The sequence below is a fragment of the Argonema antarcticum A004/B2 genome, assembly GCF_023333585.1.
GTDB lineage: Bacteria > Cyanobacteriota > Cyanobacteriia > Cyanobacteriales > Aerosakkonemataceae > Argonema > Argonema antarcticum.
This window is the reverse complement of the sequence record NZ_JAIQZN010000128.1, coordinates 1-17,215: the sequence shown is the minus strand read 5'-3', so window position 1 is coordinate 17,215 and position 17,215 is coordinate 1. Positions and strand designations below refer to the sequence as shown.

At 45.5% G+C, this 17,215-nt stretch carries 17 protein-coding genes and 1 pseudogene; 13 read left to right on the top strand and 5 right to left on the bottom strand.

Annotation, left to right across the window (positions count from 1 at the left end; translation table 11 throughout):
• Positions 1–189: 189 nt before the first annotated feature.
• The 9 genes from rimP (at position 190) to LAY57_RS31880 (ending at position 8,233) form a co-directional block, all read left to right on the top strand.
• The gene (gene rimP, locus LAY57_RS31915; protein ID WP_249071215.1) at positions 190–660 is read left to right on the top strand and encodes a ribosome maturation factor RimP; all 471 of its coding nucleotides are present in this window, start codon (positions 190–192) and stop codon (positions 658–660) included.
• A gap of 73 nt (positions 661–733) precedes the next feature.
• Entirely contained in the window at positions 734–2,017 is a 1,284-nt protein-coding gene (nusA, locus tag LAY57_RS31910) for a transcription termination factor NusA (protein WP_249071214.1), read from the top strand.
• Between the two features lie 2 nt (positions 2,018–2,019).
• Positions 2,020–2,328, top strand: coding sequence for a YlxR family protein (locus tag LAY57_RS31905; protein ID WP_249071213.1), 309 nt, complete (start codon positions 2,020–2,022; stop codon positions 2,326–2,328).
• Between the two features lie 400 nt (positions 2,329–2,728).
• Positions 2,729–5,782 (top strand): translation initiation factor IF-2, encoded by a 3,054-nt coding sequence (gene infB / locus LAY57_RS31900; protein ID WP_249071212.1) that lies wholly within the window; start codon positions 2,729–2,731, stop codon positions 5,780–5,782.
• Between the two features lie 38 nt (positions 5,783–5,820).
• Entirely contained in the window at positions 5,821–6,525 is a 705-nt protein-coding gene (locus tag LAY57_RS31895) for a low-complexity tail membrane protein (RefSeq protein WP_249071211.1), read from the top strand.
• A gap of 17 nt (positions 6,526–6,542) precedes the next feature.
• Positions 6,543–6,749 (top strand): hypothetical protein, encoded by a 207-nt coding sequence (locus tag LAY57_RS31890; RefSeq protein ID WP_249071210.1) that lies wholly within the window; start codon positions 6,543–6,545, stop codon positions 6,747–6,749.
• 505 nt (positions 6,750–7,254) lie between these two features.
• Positions 7,255–7,386, top strand: a complete 132-nt coding sequence (locus LAY57_RS36030) for a hypothetical protein (RefSeq protein ID WP_275994429.1) — start codon at positions 7,255–7,257, stop codon at positions 7,384–7,386.
• Between the two features lie 291 nt (positions 7,387–7,677).
• Positions 7,678–8,016 (top strand): DUF6972 family protein, encoded by a 339-nt coding sequence (locus LAY57_RS31885; RefSeq protein WP_249071209.1) that lies wholly within the window; start codon positions 7,678–7,680, stop codon positions 8,014–8,016.
• Entirely contained in the window at positions 8,006–8,233 is a 228-nt protein-coding gene (locus tag LAY57_RS31880) for a hypothetical protein (protein ID WP_019487902.1), read from the top strand. The genes LAY57_RS31885 and LAY57_RS31880 overlap by 11 nt, the downstream gene beginning before the upstream one ends.
• Positions 8,234–8,306: 73 nt before the next feature.
• Here the strand turns inward: LAY57_RS31880 and LAY57_RS31875 are convergent, their stop codons facing one another.
• The 3 genes from LAY57_RS31875 to LAY57_RS31865 all read right to left on the bottom strand — a co-directional run bounded on the left by LAY57_RS31875 (position 8,307) and on the right by LAY57_RS31865 (position 10,393).
• A complete protein-coding gene (locus LAY57_RS31875; protein WP_249071207.1) occupies positions 8,307–8,561 on the bottom strand; it encodes a DUF4926 domain-containing protein in 255 nt (84 codons plus the stop codon).
• Positions 8,562–8,574: 13 nt separating this feature from the next.
• On the bottom strand, positions 8,575–8,925 hold the full coding sequence (locus tag LAY57_RS31870) for a DUF6883 domain-containing protein (protein WP_249071206.1): 351 nt from the start codon (positions 8,923–8,925) through the stop codon (positions 8,575–8,577).
• 184 nt (positions 8,926–9,109) lie between these two features.
• Positions 9,110–10,393 (bottom strand): hypothetical protein, encoded by a 1,284-nt coding sequence (locus LAY57_RS31865; RefSeq protein WP_249071205.1) that lies wholly within the window; start codon positions 10,391–10,393, stop codon positions 9,110–9,112.
• A gap of 246 nt (positions 10,394–10,639) precedes the next feature.
• Between LAY57_RS31865 and LAY57_RS31860 the strand changes: the two genes are divergently transcribed.
• The gene (locus LAY57_RS31860) at positions 10,640–12,034 is read left to right on the top strand and encodes a helix-turn-helix domain-containing protein (RefSeq protein WP_249071204.1); all 1,395 of its coding nucleotides are present in this window, start codon (positions 10,640–10,642) and stop codon (positions 12,032–12,034) included.
• A gap of 187 nt (positions 12,035–12,221) precedes the next feature.
• On the opposite strand, the pseudogene LAY57_RS36725 reads toward LAY57_RS31860, so the two are convergent.
• A pseudogene (locus tag LAY57_RS36725) lies at positions 12,222–12,338 on the bottom strand (transposase); the annotation flags it as partial.
• A 164-nt stretch (positions 12,339–12,502) separates the two neighbouring features.
• Between LAY57_RS36725 and LAY57_RS31855 the strand changes: the two are divergent.
• Entirely contained in the window at positions 12,503–12,643 is a 141-nt protein-coding gene (locus LAY57_RS31855) for a hypothetical protein (RefSeq protein ID WP_249071203.1), read from the top strand.
• 121 nt (positions 12,644–12,764) lie between these two features.
• On the top strand, positions 12,765–14,447 hold the full coding sequence (locus tag LAY57_RS31850) for a DUF1565 domain-containing protein (protein ID WP_249071202.1): 1,683 nt from the start codon (positions 12,765–12,767) through the stop codon (positions 14,445–14,447).
• Positions 14,448–14,834: 387 nt separating this feature from the next.
• Here LAY57_RS31850 and LAY57_RS31845 read toward each other — a convergent pair whose 3' ends face one another.
• Entirely contained in the window at positions 14,835–15,146 is a 312-nt protein-coding gene (locus tag LAY57_RS31845) for a DUF3493 domain-containing protein (protein ID WP_249071201.1), read from the bottom strand.
• 170 nt (positions 15,147–15,316) lie between these two features.
• Here LAY57_RS31845 and LAY57_RS31840 point away from each other — a divergent pair, with 170 nt between their 5' ends.
• Complete coding sequence (locus tag LAY57_RS31840) at positions 15,317–17,143, top strand: ABC transporter ATP-binding protein (protein WP_249071200.1); 1,827 nt, start codon at positions 15,317–15,319, stop codon at positions 17,141–17,143.
• Positions 17,144–17,215: the final 72 nt, after the last annotated feature.

Sequence of the window (17,215 nt, the reverse complement as noted above, 5' to 3'; positions counted from 1 at the left end):
TGTGGATGGGGTGCTGCCGACAGTCCCAGATGAAACAGGAAGTTTTTGTTAATGAATGTTAGCAAAAATCGAACGGACTCTAATCTCCTGTTACGACGGAAACTCTGTCCTAACCTGTGAGATCGGAGTAGCTCATATCCTTTGATGGGAAGTGGGTATTGGCCCCACTTTTTTTATTGGAGTTGTCAGATGACTCATCCCTTAATCCCACAAATTATTGACTTAGCTGTACCAGTGGCCCAAGCAATCGGCTTAGAGGTTGTCGGGGCAGTATTTCAAACCAACCAAAGCCCACCCATTCTGCGTGTGGACATCCGCAACCCGCAACAAGATACCAGCTTAGGCGATTGCGAACGCATGAGTCGGGCAATAGAAGCAACCTTGGATGCCTCAGATATTATCCTCGATGCTTATATCTTGGAGATTTCCAGCCCCGGAATTTCACGGCACCTCACTACCGATAGAGAGTTCATCTCCTTTAAAGGATTTACGGTGCTAATTAGCACATCCGAGCCTTACGAGGGCAAGAAAGAATGGCGGGGGCAACTGATTAACCGGGATGATACAGCGGTTTACCTAAACCAAAAAGGGCGGGCTCTAGCTATTCCCCGCTCCTTAATTGAGCGGGTACAACTAGACGAACGAAAAGTTAAAAATTAAAGATCGAAACTGAAATAGTTTTGGCATTTTTAATTTTTAATTTTTAATTTTTAATCACTGGAGGTTTGGCATAGTGACAATGGTTAGTTTACCTGGACTTAAAGAGCTGATCGAGAATATCAGCCGCGATCGCAATTTACCCCGGCACGCTGTCCAGGCAGCACTTAGGGAAGCTTTATTGAAAGGCTACGAGCGCTATCGGCGCACCCAGAGCATCAATAAGCATTTCGATGACGACTACTTTGACAACTTAGAAGTCGAGCTGAATGTAGAAGAGGAAGGGTTTCGCGTTCTAGCGACCAAAAGCATCGTCGAACAAGTCAGCAGCAGCGATCGCGAAATTGCCCTCAGTGAAGTTCAGGAAGTCGTCGAAGAAGCCCAGCTGGGAGACACCGTAGTTTTAGACGTAACGCCAGATCAGGGCGAATTCGGTCGCATGGCCGCAATTCAAACCAAGCAAGTGCTGGCTCAAAAATTGCGAGACCAGCAGCGCAAGATGATTCAGGAGGAATTCCAAGATTTAGAAGGCACCGTCATGCAAGCGCGGGTGCTGCGGTTTGAGCGCCAATCCGTCATCCTGGCCGTTAACAGCGGCTTTAATCAACCAGAAGTAGAGGCAGAATTACCCAAACGAGAACAGCTGCCCAACGACAACTATCGCGCCAATGCCACATTTAAGGTTTATCTCAAAAAAGTGCGCGAAGGCCCGCAACGGGGGCCACAACTGCTGGTTTCCAGGGCAGCTGCCGGTTTGGTGGTCGAGCTGTTTAGCACCGAAGTGCCGGAAATTGAAGATGAAGTCGTTCGGATTGTCGCTGTGGCGCGGGAAGCCAATCCACCCTCTCGTTCTCTTGGCCCCCGTACCAAGATCGCCGTCGATACCCTAGAACGAGATGTAGACCCCGTAGGTGCTTGTATTGGAGCCAGAGGATCGCGCATTCAAGTAGTCGTAAACGAATTACGCGGCGAAAAAATCGACGTAATCCGGTGGTCTCCCGATCCTGCCACATACATTGCCAACGCCCTCAGTCCAGCCAGAGTAGATGAAGTACGCCTGGTGAACCCAGAAGGACGGCAAGCCCACGTTTTGGTGGGCGAGGATCAACTGAGTTTAGCTATAGGCAAAGAAGGACAGAACGTTCGTCTGGCTGCCCGCCTGACTGGGTGGAAAATTGACATCAAAGATGTAGCGAAGTACGACGCCGCTGCCGAAGACAGCAAAATAGCTCAAGCAGTGGCAACCAAGCAAGCGCAAGACGAGTATGAAGAAGAGGAAACAATAGACAAATACAATGTGGATGAAGTTGATTTATACGCCCAGTCGGATGAACAAAGTGAGTTTGATGGGGAAGATTAAGCGTGGAACCCAATTACCGGCGTTGTATTAGTTGCCGCCAGGTAGCACCCAAACAAGCTTTGTGGCGTGTTGTCCGAGTCTATCCATCCAGGCAGGTACAATTAGATCGGGGCGAAGGGCGATCGGCCTATCTTTGTCCAACTGAGATTTGCCTGCAAGCAGCTCAGAAAAAAAATCGCTTGGGACACGCGCTCAAAACAGCCGTGTCTCCAGAAATATACCAAACCTTGTGGAAACGCTTAGAAAGCCCACAGGTGGCAGCTAATACAACCCCTCACAATCAAATCAGATCGGATTTGGAATCTCATTGAGGCGGTAATTATCTGGTGGCATTTGGCCGATGCCAGTATCGAAGATGGCAACAAACCCCCGAATAAGCAAGTGAGTGCCAAAATAGTAGTAGGTGCTTGGTTATTGTACTCATGGACAAAGCTGTAAACACAACTGCCCACACTTGCTTAAAACTTTGTGCAAGATTAGAACAGTAGTGGCGATTTGGGCTCCAGTCCGGCTCTTTCAAACCGATCTGCATACGCGAGAATAAATTTGGGCTCACGCCCAGTAAAGTTTCACTCTCGCGTATGCTCATGGCTTCTAAGATGTTCCGCTTTGTGTCAGTTTTATGTAGCAGGCAGCATTCCAATGATGTAGATATCTTTAAGAACAGTAGGTCATTAGAGACCGCTGGTAGGATTCAAGGGGAAAGCGTGGATGAACAAAGTCAGAATTTACGATTTATCACGGGAACTAAATTTGGACAATAAGGATATTCTTGCAATTTGCGATCGGCTGCGGATTCCGGTAAAAAGCCACAGCAGCACTATTACAGACGAGTCGGCTGAACGCATTCGCACAGTCGCAGAGAAATATGTAGGGACGCATTCTTCTCCTAGTAAGTCAGCGACCGTTAGCCATAAGCCTAGCTCCCAATCACCAGCAACGGCTCCTAAACCCGTTGCACCAAAAAAACAACAAATTTTGGGAATTCGCCAAAATCAGGAGCGTCCCGCTGTTAACTCACCGAAACAATCGGGAGCTAACGTTGCTATCCCCCCCCAACCGCCAGTAAGTCAGCCGACGTCTGCACTTATGAAGCCGACTACGCCCCAACGACCAGTACGCCAGAACCAAAATCAGGAACCAGTATCGATCGATATCGATATCGATAAAGATACTTCTCCCAAAGATGAGAAGTTGCAGGAAGTTCCCCTTTCTCGCCCTGCGCCAGAACAGCCGAAACTTACTGAACCTCCTTCTCGTCCAGTCACCACAACGACCAATCGTCAGACGAACGAAACTCAGCCTAGCCAAACTCAGACCTCATCAGCTCAGATTGAGCAACCAGTTAAGAAAAAACCCAAAACGGTGGCGACTCCTCAGCCGCCTGGGGAGAAAAAAGCCCAGCGAAGGGAGGAGAAAAACGAAGCTGTTCTAGGTAACAAGCCTAGTCGGCCTTCAGCGTCGCCTGCACTAACCCTGCCCGTACCAGAATTACAGCGGCCTAAACCCCTTAAGCCGAGTGCGCCTAGTCGTACTCCTCGCCCCTCCAGGCCCGCGATCGAAGATCAAGATCAAAGGGAAGAGGGCGAATCTGAAGGCGCAGTAGAGTCGCCAACTTTGGCAGATCAAGACCTGAAACGGCCTCAACCCCCGCGTCCACCCAAAAAAGCGAAAAACTGGGAAGAATCAGAAGAGGAAGAGCAGCCGCAGAAAGCCAAGGTTAAAGGAAGTGGCAAGCGCACCAAGCAAGCTATTTTCGATGAAGACGAAGTAGATCTTGATGAAAGCGAACTAGAGATTCTGCCACCGACGGTTCAGGTCAGCCTTTCAATAGCTCGTCCGCCAAAGCCAAAGGCATCCCGTTCGTCACAGCCAATAACCACAGCAGCCGCAACACTGGCTTCAAGGGGTAAAAAGAATGCTATTTCCCGCGATCGCAACAGCGCTAAAACTACTCGCCGAAACCGAGAAGAAGCTGTAGCCGAACGTCCCATGAAGCTGATTTTAACCGGCAGCATGACCGTTCAAGAGTTAGCAGAAAGCTTGGGAGTACCGGATACCGATATCGTCAAACGCCTGTTCTTTAAAGGCATGGCCGTCAATATTACTCAAAGCCTTGATGTGCCGACAATTACTATGCTGGCAACCGATCTGGGCGTAGAAGTGGAAACGGCTCAGAAGGAAGCGGAAGCCAGCAAAGGCAGTGAAATGATCGATGCGGAAGACCTGGAACATCTCCAGCGTCGTCCGCCTGTCGTCACAATTATGGGTCACGTAGACCACGGCAAAACCACCCTCCTAGATTCGATCCGGCAAACCAAAGTGGCTCAAGGCGAAGCTGGTGGTATTACCCAGCACATCGGTGCATACCATGTGGACGTGGAACACAATGGCGCAACTCAGCAGGTTGTATTCCTAGACACACCGGGTCACCAAGCCTTTACGGCTATGCGGGCGCGTGGAGCTAGAGTCACAGACATCGCCATTTTGGTGGTGGCGGCTGACGATGGCGTCCAACCTCAGACTGTGGAAGCTATCAGCCACGCGAAAGCAGCAGAAGTGCCGATCATTGTCGCAATTAACAAAATCGACAAACCGGAAGCACAGCCCGATCGCGTCAAGCAAGAATTGACAGAGTACGGTCTGGTGGCTGAAGAATGGGGCGGCGATACGATCATGGTTCCCGTAAGCGCTATCCAGAAAGAAAACCTGGATACGCTGCTGGAAATGATCCTCCTGGTGGCTGAGGTTGACGAAAATCTGTCCGCTAACCCAAATCGCGCCGCTAAAGGAACGGTTATTGAGGCCAATCTCGATAAGTCGAGAGGCCCAGTTGCTACGCTGCTAGTACAAAATGGCACCCTCCGAGTGGGCGATATCCTGGTAGCAGGCTCGGCTTTCGGTAAGGTGCGGGCGATGATCGACGATCGCGGCAGCCGTGTGGAAGCAGCCACTCCATCTTTTGCGGTGGAAGTGTTGGGTCTAAACGAAGTACCCGCCGCTGGGGATGAGTTTGATGTCTTCCAAGATGAAAAGAAAGCACGGGCGATCGCGCAAAGCCGATCGGAACAGCAACGGCAATCTCGCCTCATGCGTGGTAGAGTCACCCTTACCACACTTTCTGCTCAAGCGCAAGAAGGAGAACTCAAAGAACTCAACTTGATCTTGAAAGGAGATGTCCAAGGTTCTATAGAAGCAATTGTGGGAGCCCTCCAACAACTGCCTCAGAATCAGGTGCAAATCCGTATGCTCCTATCTGCCCCCGGTGAAGTTACCGAAACAGACGTAGACTTGGCAGCAGCCAGCAACGCCGTCATTGTTGGGTTTAACACCACCCTGGCCAGCGGAGCCCGTCAAGCAGCCGACCAAGCTGGTGTAGATGTGCGGGAATACAACATCATCTACAAACTCCTAGAAGACATTCAAGGAGCGATGGAAGGCTTGTTAGAACCAGAACTGGTTGAAGAAGCTCTGGGTGAAGTCGAAGTCCGTGCCGTCTTCCCAGTCGGTCGAGGGTCTATTGCCGGTAGCTACATCCTATCTGGCAAAGTAATCCGCAACTGCAAAGCGCGAGTGCGCCGAGGCAGTCAGGTGATCTACGAAGGCACTCTGGATTCCGTCAAACGGATGAAAGAGGATGTCAAGGAAGTTAACGCCGGGTTTGAATGCGGTATCGGCATCGACAAATTCAATGACTGGTCTGTTGGCGACAGGATTGAAGCTTTCAAGATGGTCACCAAGCGACGTACACTCACACCCAATTAGGCATTTTTAGATTTCAGATTGCAGATTGAAAATTCAATTTGCAATCTAAAATCGAAAATCGAAACTCTAAAATTCCTATGCGCTCCTTTTGGTCAGAACCTTTTTTGTGGATTCACTTTGCTGGGTTGGCAGCTGTTCCCATTTTGCTAGGGCTTTGCTTGCTGGGATTGGCTGTGGGAGAGCCTAGAGAGCCAGTGTGGCAAGAGCTATTGTTGATTGCCGTGGTTGGCATTGCTCCTGTTCTGTGGATGCAGTTCTTTCGCCCATTTAACATCTTCAGCATTCTAATAGTCGCTATCAAACCAGAGCAGCTGACTACCGAGCAACGAAAGATCCTCAGTTTGTTTAAAACTCCCCTAGAGCAACTGCTGGCAGTGCTGGCACCGTTTTTTTTGGTTGCCATTCTCAGGCAAATCTATCTTGGGGCTTCAATTGCCGCGCCTGTGGCCCCCTTTCCACCAGAATGGCGATTAGCTGGGGTGCTACTAGCCGCAGTAGGATTTCTGTTTAGCAATTTGTTTTTGCAGGTGCCCGTTAGCGTTTTGAGAGTGTTGATAACCAGCGAATCGGCATTTGCTGCCACAGAACCCTATCCTTTAGAAAAAATCGATCGGGATTTTACAACTCCCGGTTGGCAAGTAAATCAAATTTTACCGCTGATTTCTGTTCAGCCCAAACAGTCATCTCCTGCTTCAGAGCCCATAATAGAAGATACAGCTTCTAATTCCTCAAATAAAATTTAGATACTTTTGGGGTGTCTATGCCAACTTATTCTGCTTCATCGCCTAGCCAAGTTTTTGAAGATAGCCAAATCTGGGACAGCCTCAAAATGGCGATCGCTTCCAGTTCTGGATTTCAAAGCTGGCAAATGGAACATCAGCCAATTGACGAGCGATACTTAGATACCAGCCTCGATTACCGAGTGCAGCGCTATTTGCGCGAAACTCTAGAAACTTTAGCTTACTGAGCATCTGAGTTTTATCTTTAATGCTCTCCTAAGTATTCCATACGGTCACTCAGCTAGCGGAGTGGACAGTATGTTTATTTGAGCGATCGTAGGCTGACCTGCGATTCAATTCTTAATTTAGGATAATTGTAAAGACTTTTGGAAATGCGAACAAACTCTGCTGCCGATCGAAACAATGCGATCGCTCACATTAGGAAGCAACCAAACTCGTTGTATTTTCAAAAGTCTTTATAGCTCGATAACCATAATTTAAAGTCTCTGTCAAGTTTTATTTAATTGCAAATATTTGTTAAGTAGGTGGGCATAATTAAACGTAAAACTGCCAGGCCCATTTGTACTAATAGTGGCTCAAACAATTGACAAAAATCATCGACATCACAAAAAATTTCGCCTTTTGTCTAAGTGCGAGGATTTGTATTCCATAAAAGCCCACCTATATCTCTAATATCTTTGGGATTAAATTTCTATTCTTGCTGAAACTGATTAAATCATAATTTGAGATTTGATGCTAGCACAAATGAAGCGATCGCTCACCGAGCGAGAGCCCGTCAATGAAGCGATCGGACTCCATCGAACTCACGTTGAAGACGTATTTTATATTGTTTGGTTAGATCCTAATCATAATCTTTATCAGTAACTCATTCTCTAAATAATAGAAGTGAGGCGCGATGCCTGCGGCTGGCTACGCCTACGCGCTTTTGCAGAAAGTAGAAAAAGAGGCGCGATCGCGTGATTTAATGATATAGCAACCGCCAAGGCGATTAGGGCAGTAGGAGCGTTCGCGTAGCGTGCCGGAGGCATTAGCATTCGGGCATATAATTTATTGGTTAAAACCGAAGATTTACTACCCGAATGCTTCGCCCCAACCCCAGATTTATGGCTTAACCGCCTTGGCGGTTGCTATACTTGTATCCGATTCAATTAATTGATGAGTGGAATTAATCGCCAAATCACCCTTGACAGCAGGCACATTGCTAAACACTTGCCAGACACACCACAGATGAGAAGACTGCTTAATAAAGGACGTGCTGCTCATGTTTTTAACAATGAGGCTACTATGAATCAAGTAGCTCAAGCCATAATAGAAGATGGAGAATTTACGGGTACAATTCGGGGCTACGATCGCTATGGTATGTTTTTTATTGAATCAATTGGTTATAGAGTTGACCCGGATGGTAGCCGTCTTTTACTTTATTATGGAGAGATAAAAGTTGATGCTGAAAACCGATACCACGTTACACCTCGAAGCAGATCCAGTGAAGAATAACTGGGAGTTTACAGAGGTATGGATCGATCCAAATCTTTCGCCGCCTTATCTGCTTTTGTTACTAAGTGATGCTGAGGGGAATTGTCGAATCTACGATCCGGCTGAGGGTTATAAAGTTGTGTTTTCTAGTCAGAGTTATGATGAGGCACAGTATTGGCTTTTAGAGGATGAGTATGAACCCATAGAAGGGCGGCTGAGAGTATCGGAGTTAGTTTGAATAGTTTATGTTGAAAGGGCGATGCCTTCGGCTGGCTACGCCTACGCGCTTTTTCACATTGATTTTATATAGCTTACTGAGTGCTAACTTTAACAGTTTCCCGTTCACGACTTACTACAATGAATTGCTGAGGAGTTAGGACAACATTTTCGTATTCAAAGCCTCCCACTAGGCGGGAGTTAGGAATGGCGAGATCGACGGCGTAACCTTCTGGATTTTCATAGCATTCTACTACTGTTCCTACTGTATCTTTGAGAATGATGCGATCGGAAAAATCTCCGGGGATATCCGTTAATATTTGAATTTTATCGTAGAGTTTTGCTTTCATTGTTTTTTTCCTGTTATTGGTCTACTTCTAGCCAGTTTGTGATTAGCTTTGGTATATTACTTCCCCGATCAATTTGCCAGTTTGTGACGAGAGTTCCTTCCTTAGCGTTTAGTCCCTTAATTCTGATTCGTACTTCAAACCTAGCACCCCAGGTAGTTGTTTTACCAGGAGTAGAAGGTGCGGTGGCAAAACCTTGACGCAACTGGGCAATTACGTCTTGTGCGGCAGTGTTACGACCTTGAACACTTTGTACATCATATCCTAATGTTGCGAATGCCATCCACTTGCCCTGGTTATCAGGATGGTTGGGGTTCATGGAGTATTCTACAAATTTACGGATGTCTATTTCTAGTTCTTGCGACATTAATAATGGTTGACATTTATGCTTATCCTAATTATGAGAATTTTATCACACTTATTGACTTGCGATCGCACTTTTTCAGAAATTAGGAGAAGAGGCGCGATCGCTCTTTTATTCACTTACCATCTTTCCCAAAAATATTCAATTAAGCTCTCTCTACAACTACTGCTAGGAGCAAGAGTCAGTATCACTCTTCATACAGCAGATTCTTCTTGATAGCCACTAAGCTATCCGTTATTCTTCCGACTATAGGAAGTGAATTGAAATATTCATCAATAAAGTGTGCCCTGACATTATCACCTAGCAGAGGGTCTTTAGATAGGAGACTTGGAACAAAACATCTACCATCTCGCCTTAGAGGAGGTTGTAAGTTTCCGGGAAAAGGACGGGCCGACTGTAAAAATGGCAATTTAACCCCTGGCAGCGATAGGATGAGATCATCGCAGCGTGTAAAATTTTGTACTCTGACCCTTGTACCCGCACGGTTTGTATTTAGGGAGTAAGTATAATCCGTTGGTGAAGCAATTGCAATAATACGGAGACGCTTTACAAGCTTCTGATCGATTTCACTATTAGATGATGCAATTTCACCACCAATTTTTTCTGCAAAGAAGTTACCTTGTGAATGAGCAACAATAATGAAGTAATTTTGATCGTTGCTTTGCGAGTTTTTCTCTTGTTTCATAATGTCCCTCATCTGTGAAACAATCTTCCCAGATAGACGATCTGATTCTACTCTTGGGTTTTGCGAACCTTGAGTCTGTAGAAGTGATTGCCAAAGATCACCAACTGATAGAGCAACACCATTGAGAGCAGGTCTAAGAGCGTTTGGATTATCGAAGCCAGACAAGTTGCAGTCAGTGTCTACAAATTTATTCGTTTCATCCCATATACGAGTTCTATCAATTAGAACCTCTTGAACCATTCGACGCTCTGAAAGACAACTACCCCGAAAATCATTACTGTTGCCTCTAGGCGTGTTGATGCCGTTGATGTAGATATAGTTATAAACAGGTTTACTTTCTTTTTTGAATGTGAATGGTAGAGTTGCCTGACCGTTACAGGTTTCTTTACCACTGAACTCAGTAACTATGAGTCCTCTATCCAAATCAACCTTTCTGCTCAGTGTGCCCTCCCACTTCAACGAACCATTCTGCACTCGCTCGGTAAAAATAGCTCTATTACCAGACACTTGAATTTCTGCTGGCACATTTACACTAACGCTATACCCCGAACCCGTCTTGGTGACTAGCTTAGGTGCTTCAATCAGAGATCCAGAACCACCCGTAGGTATTTTGACAGTACAATTTCCATTTGATTCAAGATTAAAGTAGCCAACGCTCAATTTCCAGGTTCCCGCTAGATTCCAATTCTCGCTCTGGGGTGATGGTTGTGAACTGGCTGTTCCAGCAAATATTGATAGAAAAGATGCGGCAGCCGCAAGCGCACCAAAACGGGTTAATAATGACATATATTATTTGCGATCAAATTTTTTTTCATAGATAATCTAATTGCTACTTGTAACGTAGTTAACTAGCTCCGCTCGCTTGCAACTCTAAGATATCAACTAATTTATCTTTTGCCAATCGTAAAAGATAGGGTTTGGTAGGCATTTTTTAATCTTTCCTGATTTTAGTCAGTAGGATAAAGTAGGATTTAGTAGCCAAAGTATCAAACAGTAGGATAAAATAGACAAAACTAACCTCCTGCTCTACCTATGGACGTTCAAGAAGTCTTAAAATTGGCTGATGATATCGTATTCGCCAAAACAGGAAAACACCTCGATAATCTACAAGAAGGTATATTGCGTGGCACTTGGCAACGTCAGAAATACCCAGAAATTGCCAAAACTTGCTACCGTAGCGAAGCTCATGTCAAAAAAGTAGCATCAAAATTATGGAAGCTTTTATCAGAAACATTAGGCGAAGACATTAATCAATCAAACTTTAGATACACAGTGGAAAGATTGCAATTATCCATAGTTGAATCAAACTTTGGAAACTATTATGCACAAATTGATAATTTCAGTGTTTGTGAAAACAATTCGCATCCCTCAGAAATTCCAAATACAGAAAAACCTAATCAGCCCATTTATAACCAAACTAAGCCTAAAATACATTTAGACCTATCCGACGCACCAGAACCCAACCTATTCTATAACCGCACATCCGAACTCACCACTCTCAAACAGTGGATATTAGAAAATCGTACCCGTCTCATCACCCTATTAGGATTAACGGGAATTGGCAAAACCGCCCTCACAGTCCAACTAATAGAACAGATCCAAAACGAATTTGATTATATTATTTACCGCAGCCTCCACAACACCCCAACACTTCAAATACTCCAAACAAACCTAATTCAATTTCTCAACGGCGTGCCCGCCCCAGAGGAAAGAGCGATCGCAGGGGGATTGCCCCTACTAGAATACTTACGTTTATCCCGTTGTCTCATCATTCTTGATGACGTACAAATGATATTCAGCAGCGGACAACTCGCAGGTAACTATCAACCCGGATATCAAAATTACGGTGCATTCTTCAAAAAAATAGCCGAATCATCCCACAACAGTTGCTTAATTCTTCTCAGTTGGGAAAAACCCAGAGAAATTGCCGCCTTAGAAAGCCAAAACCCAGCCTGTAGGACATTAAAACTCAATGGTTTAGCAACAGCTGCCGAGGAAATTCTTAGAGAAAAAGGTTTAGCAGAACCGGAAAAATGGCCAGAATTGATTAACCTTTACCAAGGTAATCCTTCTTGGTTAAATATAGTTGCTGCGATGATTCAAGAGTTATTTAACGGCAACGTTTCCGAATTATTATCTTACAATACACTATTTTTAGGGGATTTAGAATCCCTATTACAGCAGCATTTTGATCGCTTATCTGAATCAGAAAAACAAGTGATGTTTTGGTTAGCTAGTCAAGCCGAACCAGTGGAAATATCAAAATTTCCAACTAATCTGGAATTATCACCATCAGAATTATTGAAAGCTGTGCAATCTTTAGGACGGCGTTTATTAATTGAAAAAGTCAAAGAAGGCGAGAAAACACTGTTCACACTCCAGCCTGTATTTATGGAATATGTGAAAAACCAAAATCCTCAAAATTAAAATAGATATATTATTCAGACTGTAGCGGGATGTTTTCTATCCTAAATCAACGTGAGTTCGATGGGAAATTTAAGCGTATGGGGTGGTCACAATTCACAGAAAAACACCACAAGGTATCAGTCCCTTAACAAGAGGGAATCAGCTTTTAAAATTTAATATTTATTGAAGAAAGTCTACTTTATTGAAAATAGTAAAGTGATTCTTCTTTCATGTTTTTCTTAAGTCTTGTTATGAGTTGTAAGCCTTTTTTATGCAATGCAAGAAAGAGTTTTTATGAAATATATCCTTTGTCTCCAAAAATTTTTCGCCTTTTGTCTAAGTGCGAGGATTTGTATTCCATAAAAGCCCACCTATATCTCTAATATCTTTGGGATTAAATTTCTATTCTTGCTGAAACTGATTAAATCATAATTTGAGATTTGATGCTAGCACAACTTTCGCGATCGCCCACCGAGCGAGAACCCATCAATGAAGCGATCGCCTACCGAGCGAGAACCCATCAATGAAGCGATCGGACTCCATCGAACTCACGTTAGTACGGGACTGGTGTGGGCGATCGCAGCGCATAGCTGGACAAGGAAGCGTCAAATTTTACGTCAAGGCAGCTAAATTTTAGGTGCTATCCCTTGCGTAAATTACACCATTCATGATATAATGTTAGGTTTATGTTGGCTAACGGATGATTCCATATCCCTAAAGCACAAGAATTGAGCATAGCATAAGCATTCAGATGAATAAACATTTCTCTTATGATATCGATCGCGTCGTTTCAGCCAAACCCATTGCATTTGTTATACCCATTGGACTAGCAGCACTTTACTTGCTTTCTGCTGCCAGTGGCCCAATATCTCAACCGGCTTGGGGTAATACCAAATCGGCACCTTTGCAAATAGCTCAAACCCCAGCTAGTGCAAACATTCTTTACATCAATCCGCAAACCGGCAACGACAGTGCTGGTGCTAGCAACAGCCAAGCTACGCCATACCGCACGATTACTTTCGCCCTTGGACAAGCGCAACCGGGCACTACTATTCAACTAGCGCCGGGTTCCTACACAGCAGAAACCGGCGAAGTTTTCCCGCTGATAATCAAACGCGGTATCACTCTACGCGGTGACGAATCCACCAAGGGTCAGGGCATCGTTATTATTGGTGGGGGTCAGTACATCAGTCCCACATTTTCCCGTCAAGACGTTACCATACTTGCCGAGACAGAAAGCCAGATAACAGGTTTGACTATTACCAATCCAAATAAACGGGGTACTGGTGTGTGGGTAGAATCGACTAATCCCACGATCGGCAACAACACCTTCAGCGATAGTAAGAGAGAAGGCGTTTTTGTCACTGGTAACGGTACACCCAAGATTCAAAATAACCTGTTTACTCGCAACGATGGCAACGGGATCTCGATTGCTCGCTCTGCCGGTGGCGAAATTCGCGGCAACTTATTTCAGAGTACTGGCTTTGGGATTGCGATCGGCGGTACCTCATCTCCTTTAATTGCAGAAAACCGCATTATCCAAAACACCGACGGTATTTATATCAACGATTCCGCTCGCCCCGTGCTGCGTAACAACCTAATTCAAAACAACACACGGGATGGGGTCGTGGTCACAATTAACGCTGAACCCGATCTCGGCACGGCAAGCAACCCTGGCAACAACATTATCCGTAACAACGGTAAATTCGACCTCCACAATGCAACTACCAGCAACACGATAGTTGCTGTCGGCAACGACATCAATCGCAGCCGCATTTCTGGTCGAGTCGATTTCGTGGCGGCGGAAGTAAAACCGCCAGCTGGAGGTGGCACTTCCACTTTTGCAGATATTGAAGGTCACTGGGCTAAACCTTATATCGAAGCCCTCGCTGCCAAAGGTATAATTGCCGGATTTTCCGATGGCACCTTTCGCCCCCGCGAACCAGTTAACCGCGCCCAGTTCGCCGTCATCATCAACAAAGCTTTTTCTCCCACGCCGACTCGCCCCGCCATAAACTTTACTGATGTCGCTAGGAATTTCTGGGCTAATCAAGCTATTCAAGGGGCTTACCAGGGTGGTTTTCTTTCTGGCTATGAGGGTCGCGTTTTTAGGCCGCTACAGGAAATCACTAGAGTTCAAGCCCTCGTTTCTCTTGCCAGTGGTTTAAAGTTGCCCCCAGGAAATACAAACGTGCTTTCCTTTTTCAAAGATGCAGCTCAAATTCCTAACTATGCAGCCCCAGCAGTTGCGGCGGCAACTCAGCAGAAGTTGGTGGTTAACTATCCACAGCAGAATTTTTTGAATCCTAACCAAGTGGCGACTCGCGCAGACGTTGCGGCTTTTGTCTACCAGGCACTCGTCAATGCCGGACGCGCTGAAGCTATTCCTTCGCCTTACATAATCGGGGGTACAGGAGAAGGCACGATGCCATAGAGTTTTGCCGCGTTGCTCGATCGCTCCAATCTTAAAAATATAAAGCGCCAGATCTCAGTATGTTGAGGTCTGACGCTTATAGCATGACTTTAAACAATTGTCAATGTTTTGTTATTCTTAGGGTCTTTAGGCTAGCTGACCCCATTTGAACGTTTGGTGCTTTTATTTTCAGGGTCTATAAATTGGCTGACCCCGTTTCAACAATTTATATATTCACACCTATATCTGGAAAACATAAATTTCCTAATATTTTCTTTATATTCTTTGCGGTATGTCTCCCAATGTTACAAATAGTAAAGTTATATTGCGCTATCTGCTTCGACAGCGATCGCGCTATGAGTTAGCGGCGGCCCGATGGGGAATAAGTATAGTTACTCAGAAACTAAACTAGCTTTTTTTTGTCTTTGACCTTCGCGCCGCTCGTTGTTCCCAGCGAAATAGCCAAATCATCAGAGCCACTACACCCACTTGGAGAGCTAAATTCGGCACAGCGGAGCCAACCTCCCGACCAGCCGCTAACTGAGCCAAGAAGACGATCGCACCGATAAAACCGGAAGCGCCGCAAGCGAAGTATATAAATTGTCTTAGACCTCGGTAAGGCGCAGCAATCTCTGCTTTGAGTCGATCGTATTGTTCGGGACTCACAGTTTTGGCGCTTTTAGGGTTTTGGGTGCGATTATTTGGAGTTGGGTCTGCCATGAACGTCAATTTAGGTGAAAACTTCTATGTGTAAGATATATCGTCTCTCATCGGGTTGAGAATATACACCCTTTGGCAGACAAACAGACTAATACTACATATATAATACAGAAAGCCCAGCAAGACTTAACTATAAGATCTGGGATTGGTCGTTGTTTCAAACCCGCTTCATGGCAAATTTTCGAGATATTGTCAGATATTATCAGCCATATAGGGCGATCGCGCTTTTTAGTATTGCCGCAGCCAGCGCCTTTGAAATCCTTGACCTCGTGGTTCCTTACCAGCTTGGGCAGATTTTAAACGTCCTGTCTGGACAACCCGTGGATCGGCCATTACAAAAAGCGATCGCAGCAGCATCTACACTCACCGGGATGCCTGCAAACCAGTTTTTATCCCTGGCTGTGCTATTAAGCTTAATCTTTTTAGTAACCGTGGTGAGAGCGCCAATTCAACCTTGGCTAACCGCCTGGTTTCATTGGGATATAGCCCTGCGTTCCCGTCGAGATAATTCTCAAAAAGCCCTGGAAAAAATCCTCACCCTGCCCCTAGAATTCTACGACGAAAACAACCCCGGACGCATTGCCGGAAAAGTAGCGAGAGGCATTGCCAACCACACCTGGATTTACCCCGAAATCGCAGGACAAATGATTCCAAAACTATTCCGAGTATTGGGAATATTTGTAATGATTTGGTTGATCGAGTGGCGAATTGCCATCTTCTTCCTGATTTCCTTTGTATTGATTATCGGCTTCAGTATCAAAGATTTAAAGAGGATAATAAAAATAGAAGAAAACCTGGACAAATACGCTGAAGACACCGAAAGTAGAACCTCAGAAATCATCACAAACATCAAAACAGTTAAAGCATTTGCTACCGAAACCCAAGAACTGAAACGACAACGATCGCGCTTCGATCGGGAATTCACAGTGATTGACTACCGCATACACAAAGATTACGTCAAGCTAAACACTTGGCAAAGAACAGTAGTTCAGTTTTGTGTATTTATGGTACTGGGTTTGACTCTAGCAGCCACAGTTGGAGGTAAGATTTCACTGGGACATTTTGTCACCACTTTAACTGTATCGAGCATGGCATACTCCGAGTTGGAACCGCTCAGCCAATTGGCAGAATTTTTTGCGCGTCGATATGCTTCCATGCTCAGTTTTCACGAGTTTATACAGCAGCCATCAGGACAAGATGCAGTTGAGATTTTCCCATCTGGATTTAGCTCGTCTCCCAATACCACAGCGTATAAATTCACTGGTAAAGTAGAATTTTGCCAGGTGAGTTTTGGGTACGACTCTAACCGTCAAGTGTTGGAAAACATCAACTTGTTGATCGAGCCTTGTCAAACTGTCGCGCTCGTGGGCCGATCGGGCTCTGGTAAATCTACTTTAGTGAAGCTGCTGTTTAGGTATTTTGAACCAAACCAAGGGCGAATTTTAATCGATGGAGAAGACATTCGCACTCTGAATGTCACAGGATATCGACGCAGATTAGCCATTGTCCACCAAGAGGTAGATATTTTCAACGGCACATTACTGGATAACTTGAGATACGGCAATTCTAATGCCACTTTCGAGCAGGTGCAGGAAGCTTGCCGCATTGCCAGAGTAGACGAAGTTATCCAGCAGATGCCCCAAGGTTACTATACGATCGTTGGGGAGCGGGGAGTCCGCTTATCTGGCGGACAGCGACAGCGTTTGGGAATTGCTAGGGCGCTTTTAGTTGAGCCAGATGTTCTGATTTTCGATGAAGCGACATCCAGCCTAGACTACGAATCAGAGCGATCGATCCAGTTGGCCATGCGTAGTATATTAGGCACTCGTACTGCGATCGTGATCGCCCACCGACTCAGTACCGTTCGCGAAGCAGACAAAATCGTAGTTCTCGATCGCGGACAGATCGTCGAAGTTGGTAACCATACTGAACTCTTGCGCCGCAAGGGGATTTATCGGCGTCTGCACTCACTGCAAGAAACAGGAGAATTACTGTGAACTACCCACACTAAATCGAAGCGATTATAGTGTGGGCTTCTAACATCACAGAAGAATGCCTCAGAACAGACT

What these genes read in the sequence shown, in the direction of transcription:
- infB (WP_249071212.1), top strand. Translation starts at nt 2,729, where the DNA reads ATGAACAAAGTCAGAATTTACGATTTATCACGGGAACTAAATTTGGAC.
- LAY57_RS31875 (WP_249071207.1), bottom strand. Translation starts at nt 8,561, where the DNA reads ATGAAAGCAAAACTCTACGATAAAATTCAAATATTAACGGATATCCCC.
- LAY57_RS31855 (WP_249071203.1), top strand. Translation starts at nt 12,503, where the DNA reads ATGAAGCGATCGCCTACCGAGCGAGAACCCATCAATGAAGCGATCGGA.
- LAY57_RS31865 (WP_249071205.1), bottom strand. Translation starts at nt 10,393, where the DNA reads ATGTCATTATTAACCCGTTTTGGTGCGCTTGCGGCTGCCGCATCTTTT.
- rimP (WP_249071215.1), top strand. Translation starts at nt 190, where the DNA reads ATGACTCATCCCTTAATCCCACAAATTATTGACTTAGCTGTACCAGTG.
- LAY57_RS31840 (WP_249071200.1), top strand. Translation starts at nt 15,317, where the DNA reads ATGGCAAATTTTCGAGATATTGTCAGATATTATCAGCCATATAGGGCG.
- LAY57_RS31860 (WP_249071204.1), top strand. Translation starts at nt 10,640, where the DNA reads ATGGACGTTCAAGAAGTCTTAAAATTGGCTGATGATATCGTATTCGCC.
- LAY57_RS31890 (WP_249071210.1), top strand. Translation starts at nt 6,543, where the DNA reads ATGCCAACTTATTCTGCTTCATCGCCTAGCCAAGTTTTTGAAGATAGC.
- LAY57_RS31885 (WP_249071209.1), top strand. Translation starts at nt 7,678, where the DNA reads ATGAGTGGAATTAATCGCCAAATCACCCTTGACAGCAGGCACATTGCT.
- LAY57_RS31845 (WP_249071201.1), bottom strand. Translation starts at nt 15,146, where the DNA reads ATGGCAGACCCAACTCCAAATAATCGCACCCAAAACCCTAAAAGCGCC.
- LAY57_RS36030 (WP_275994429.1), top strand. Translation starts at nt 7,255, where the DNA reads ATGCTAGCACAAATGAAGCGATCGCTCACCGAGCGAGAGCCCGTCAAT.
- LAY57_RS31870 (WP_249071206.1), bottom strand. Translation starts at nt 8,925, where the DNA reads ATGTCGCAAGAACTAGAAATAGACATCCGTAAATTTGTAGAATACTCC.
- LAY57_RS31850 (WP_249071202.1), top strand. Translation starts at nt 12,765, where the DNA reads ATGAATAAACATTTCTCTTATGATATCGATCGCGTCGTTTCAGCCAAA.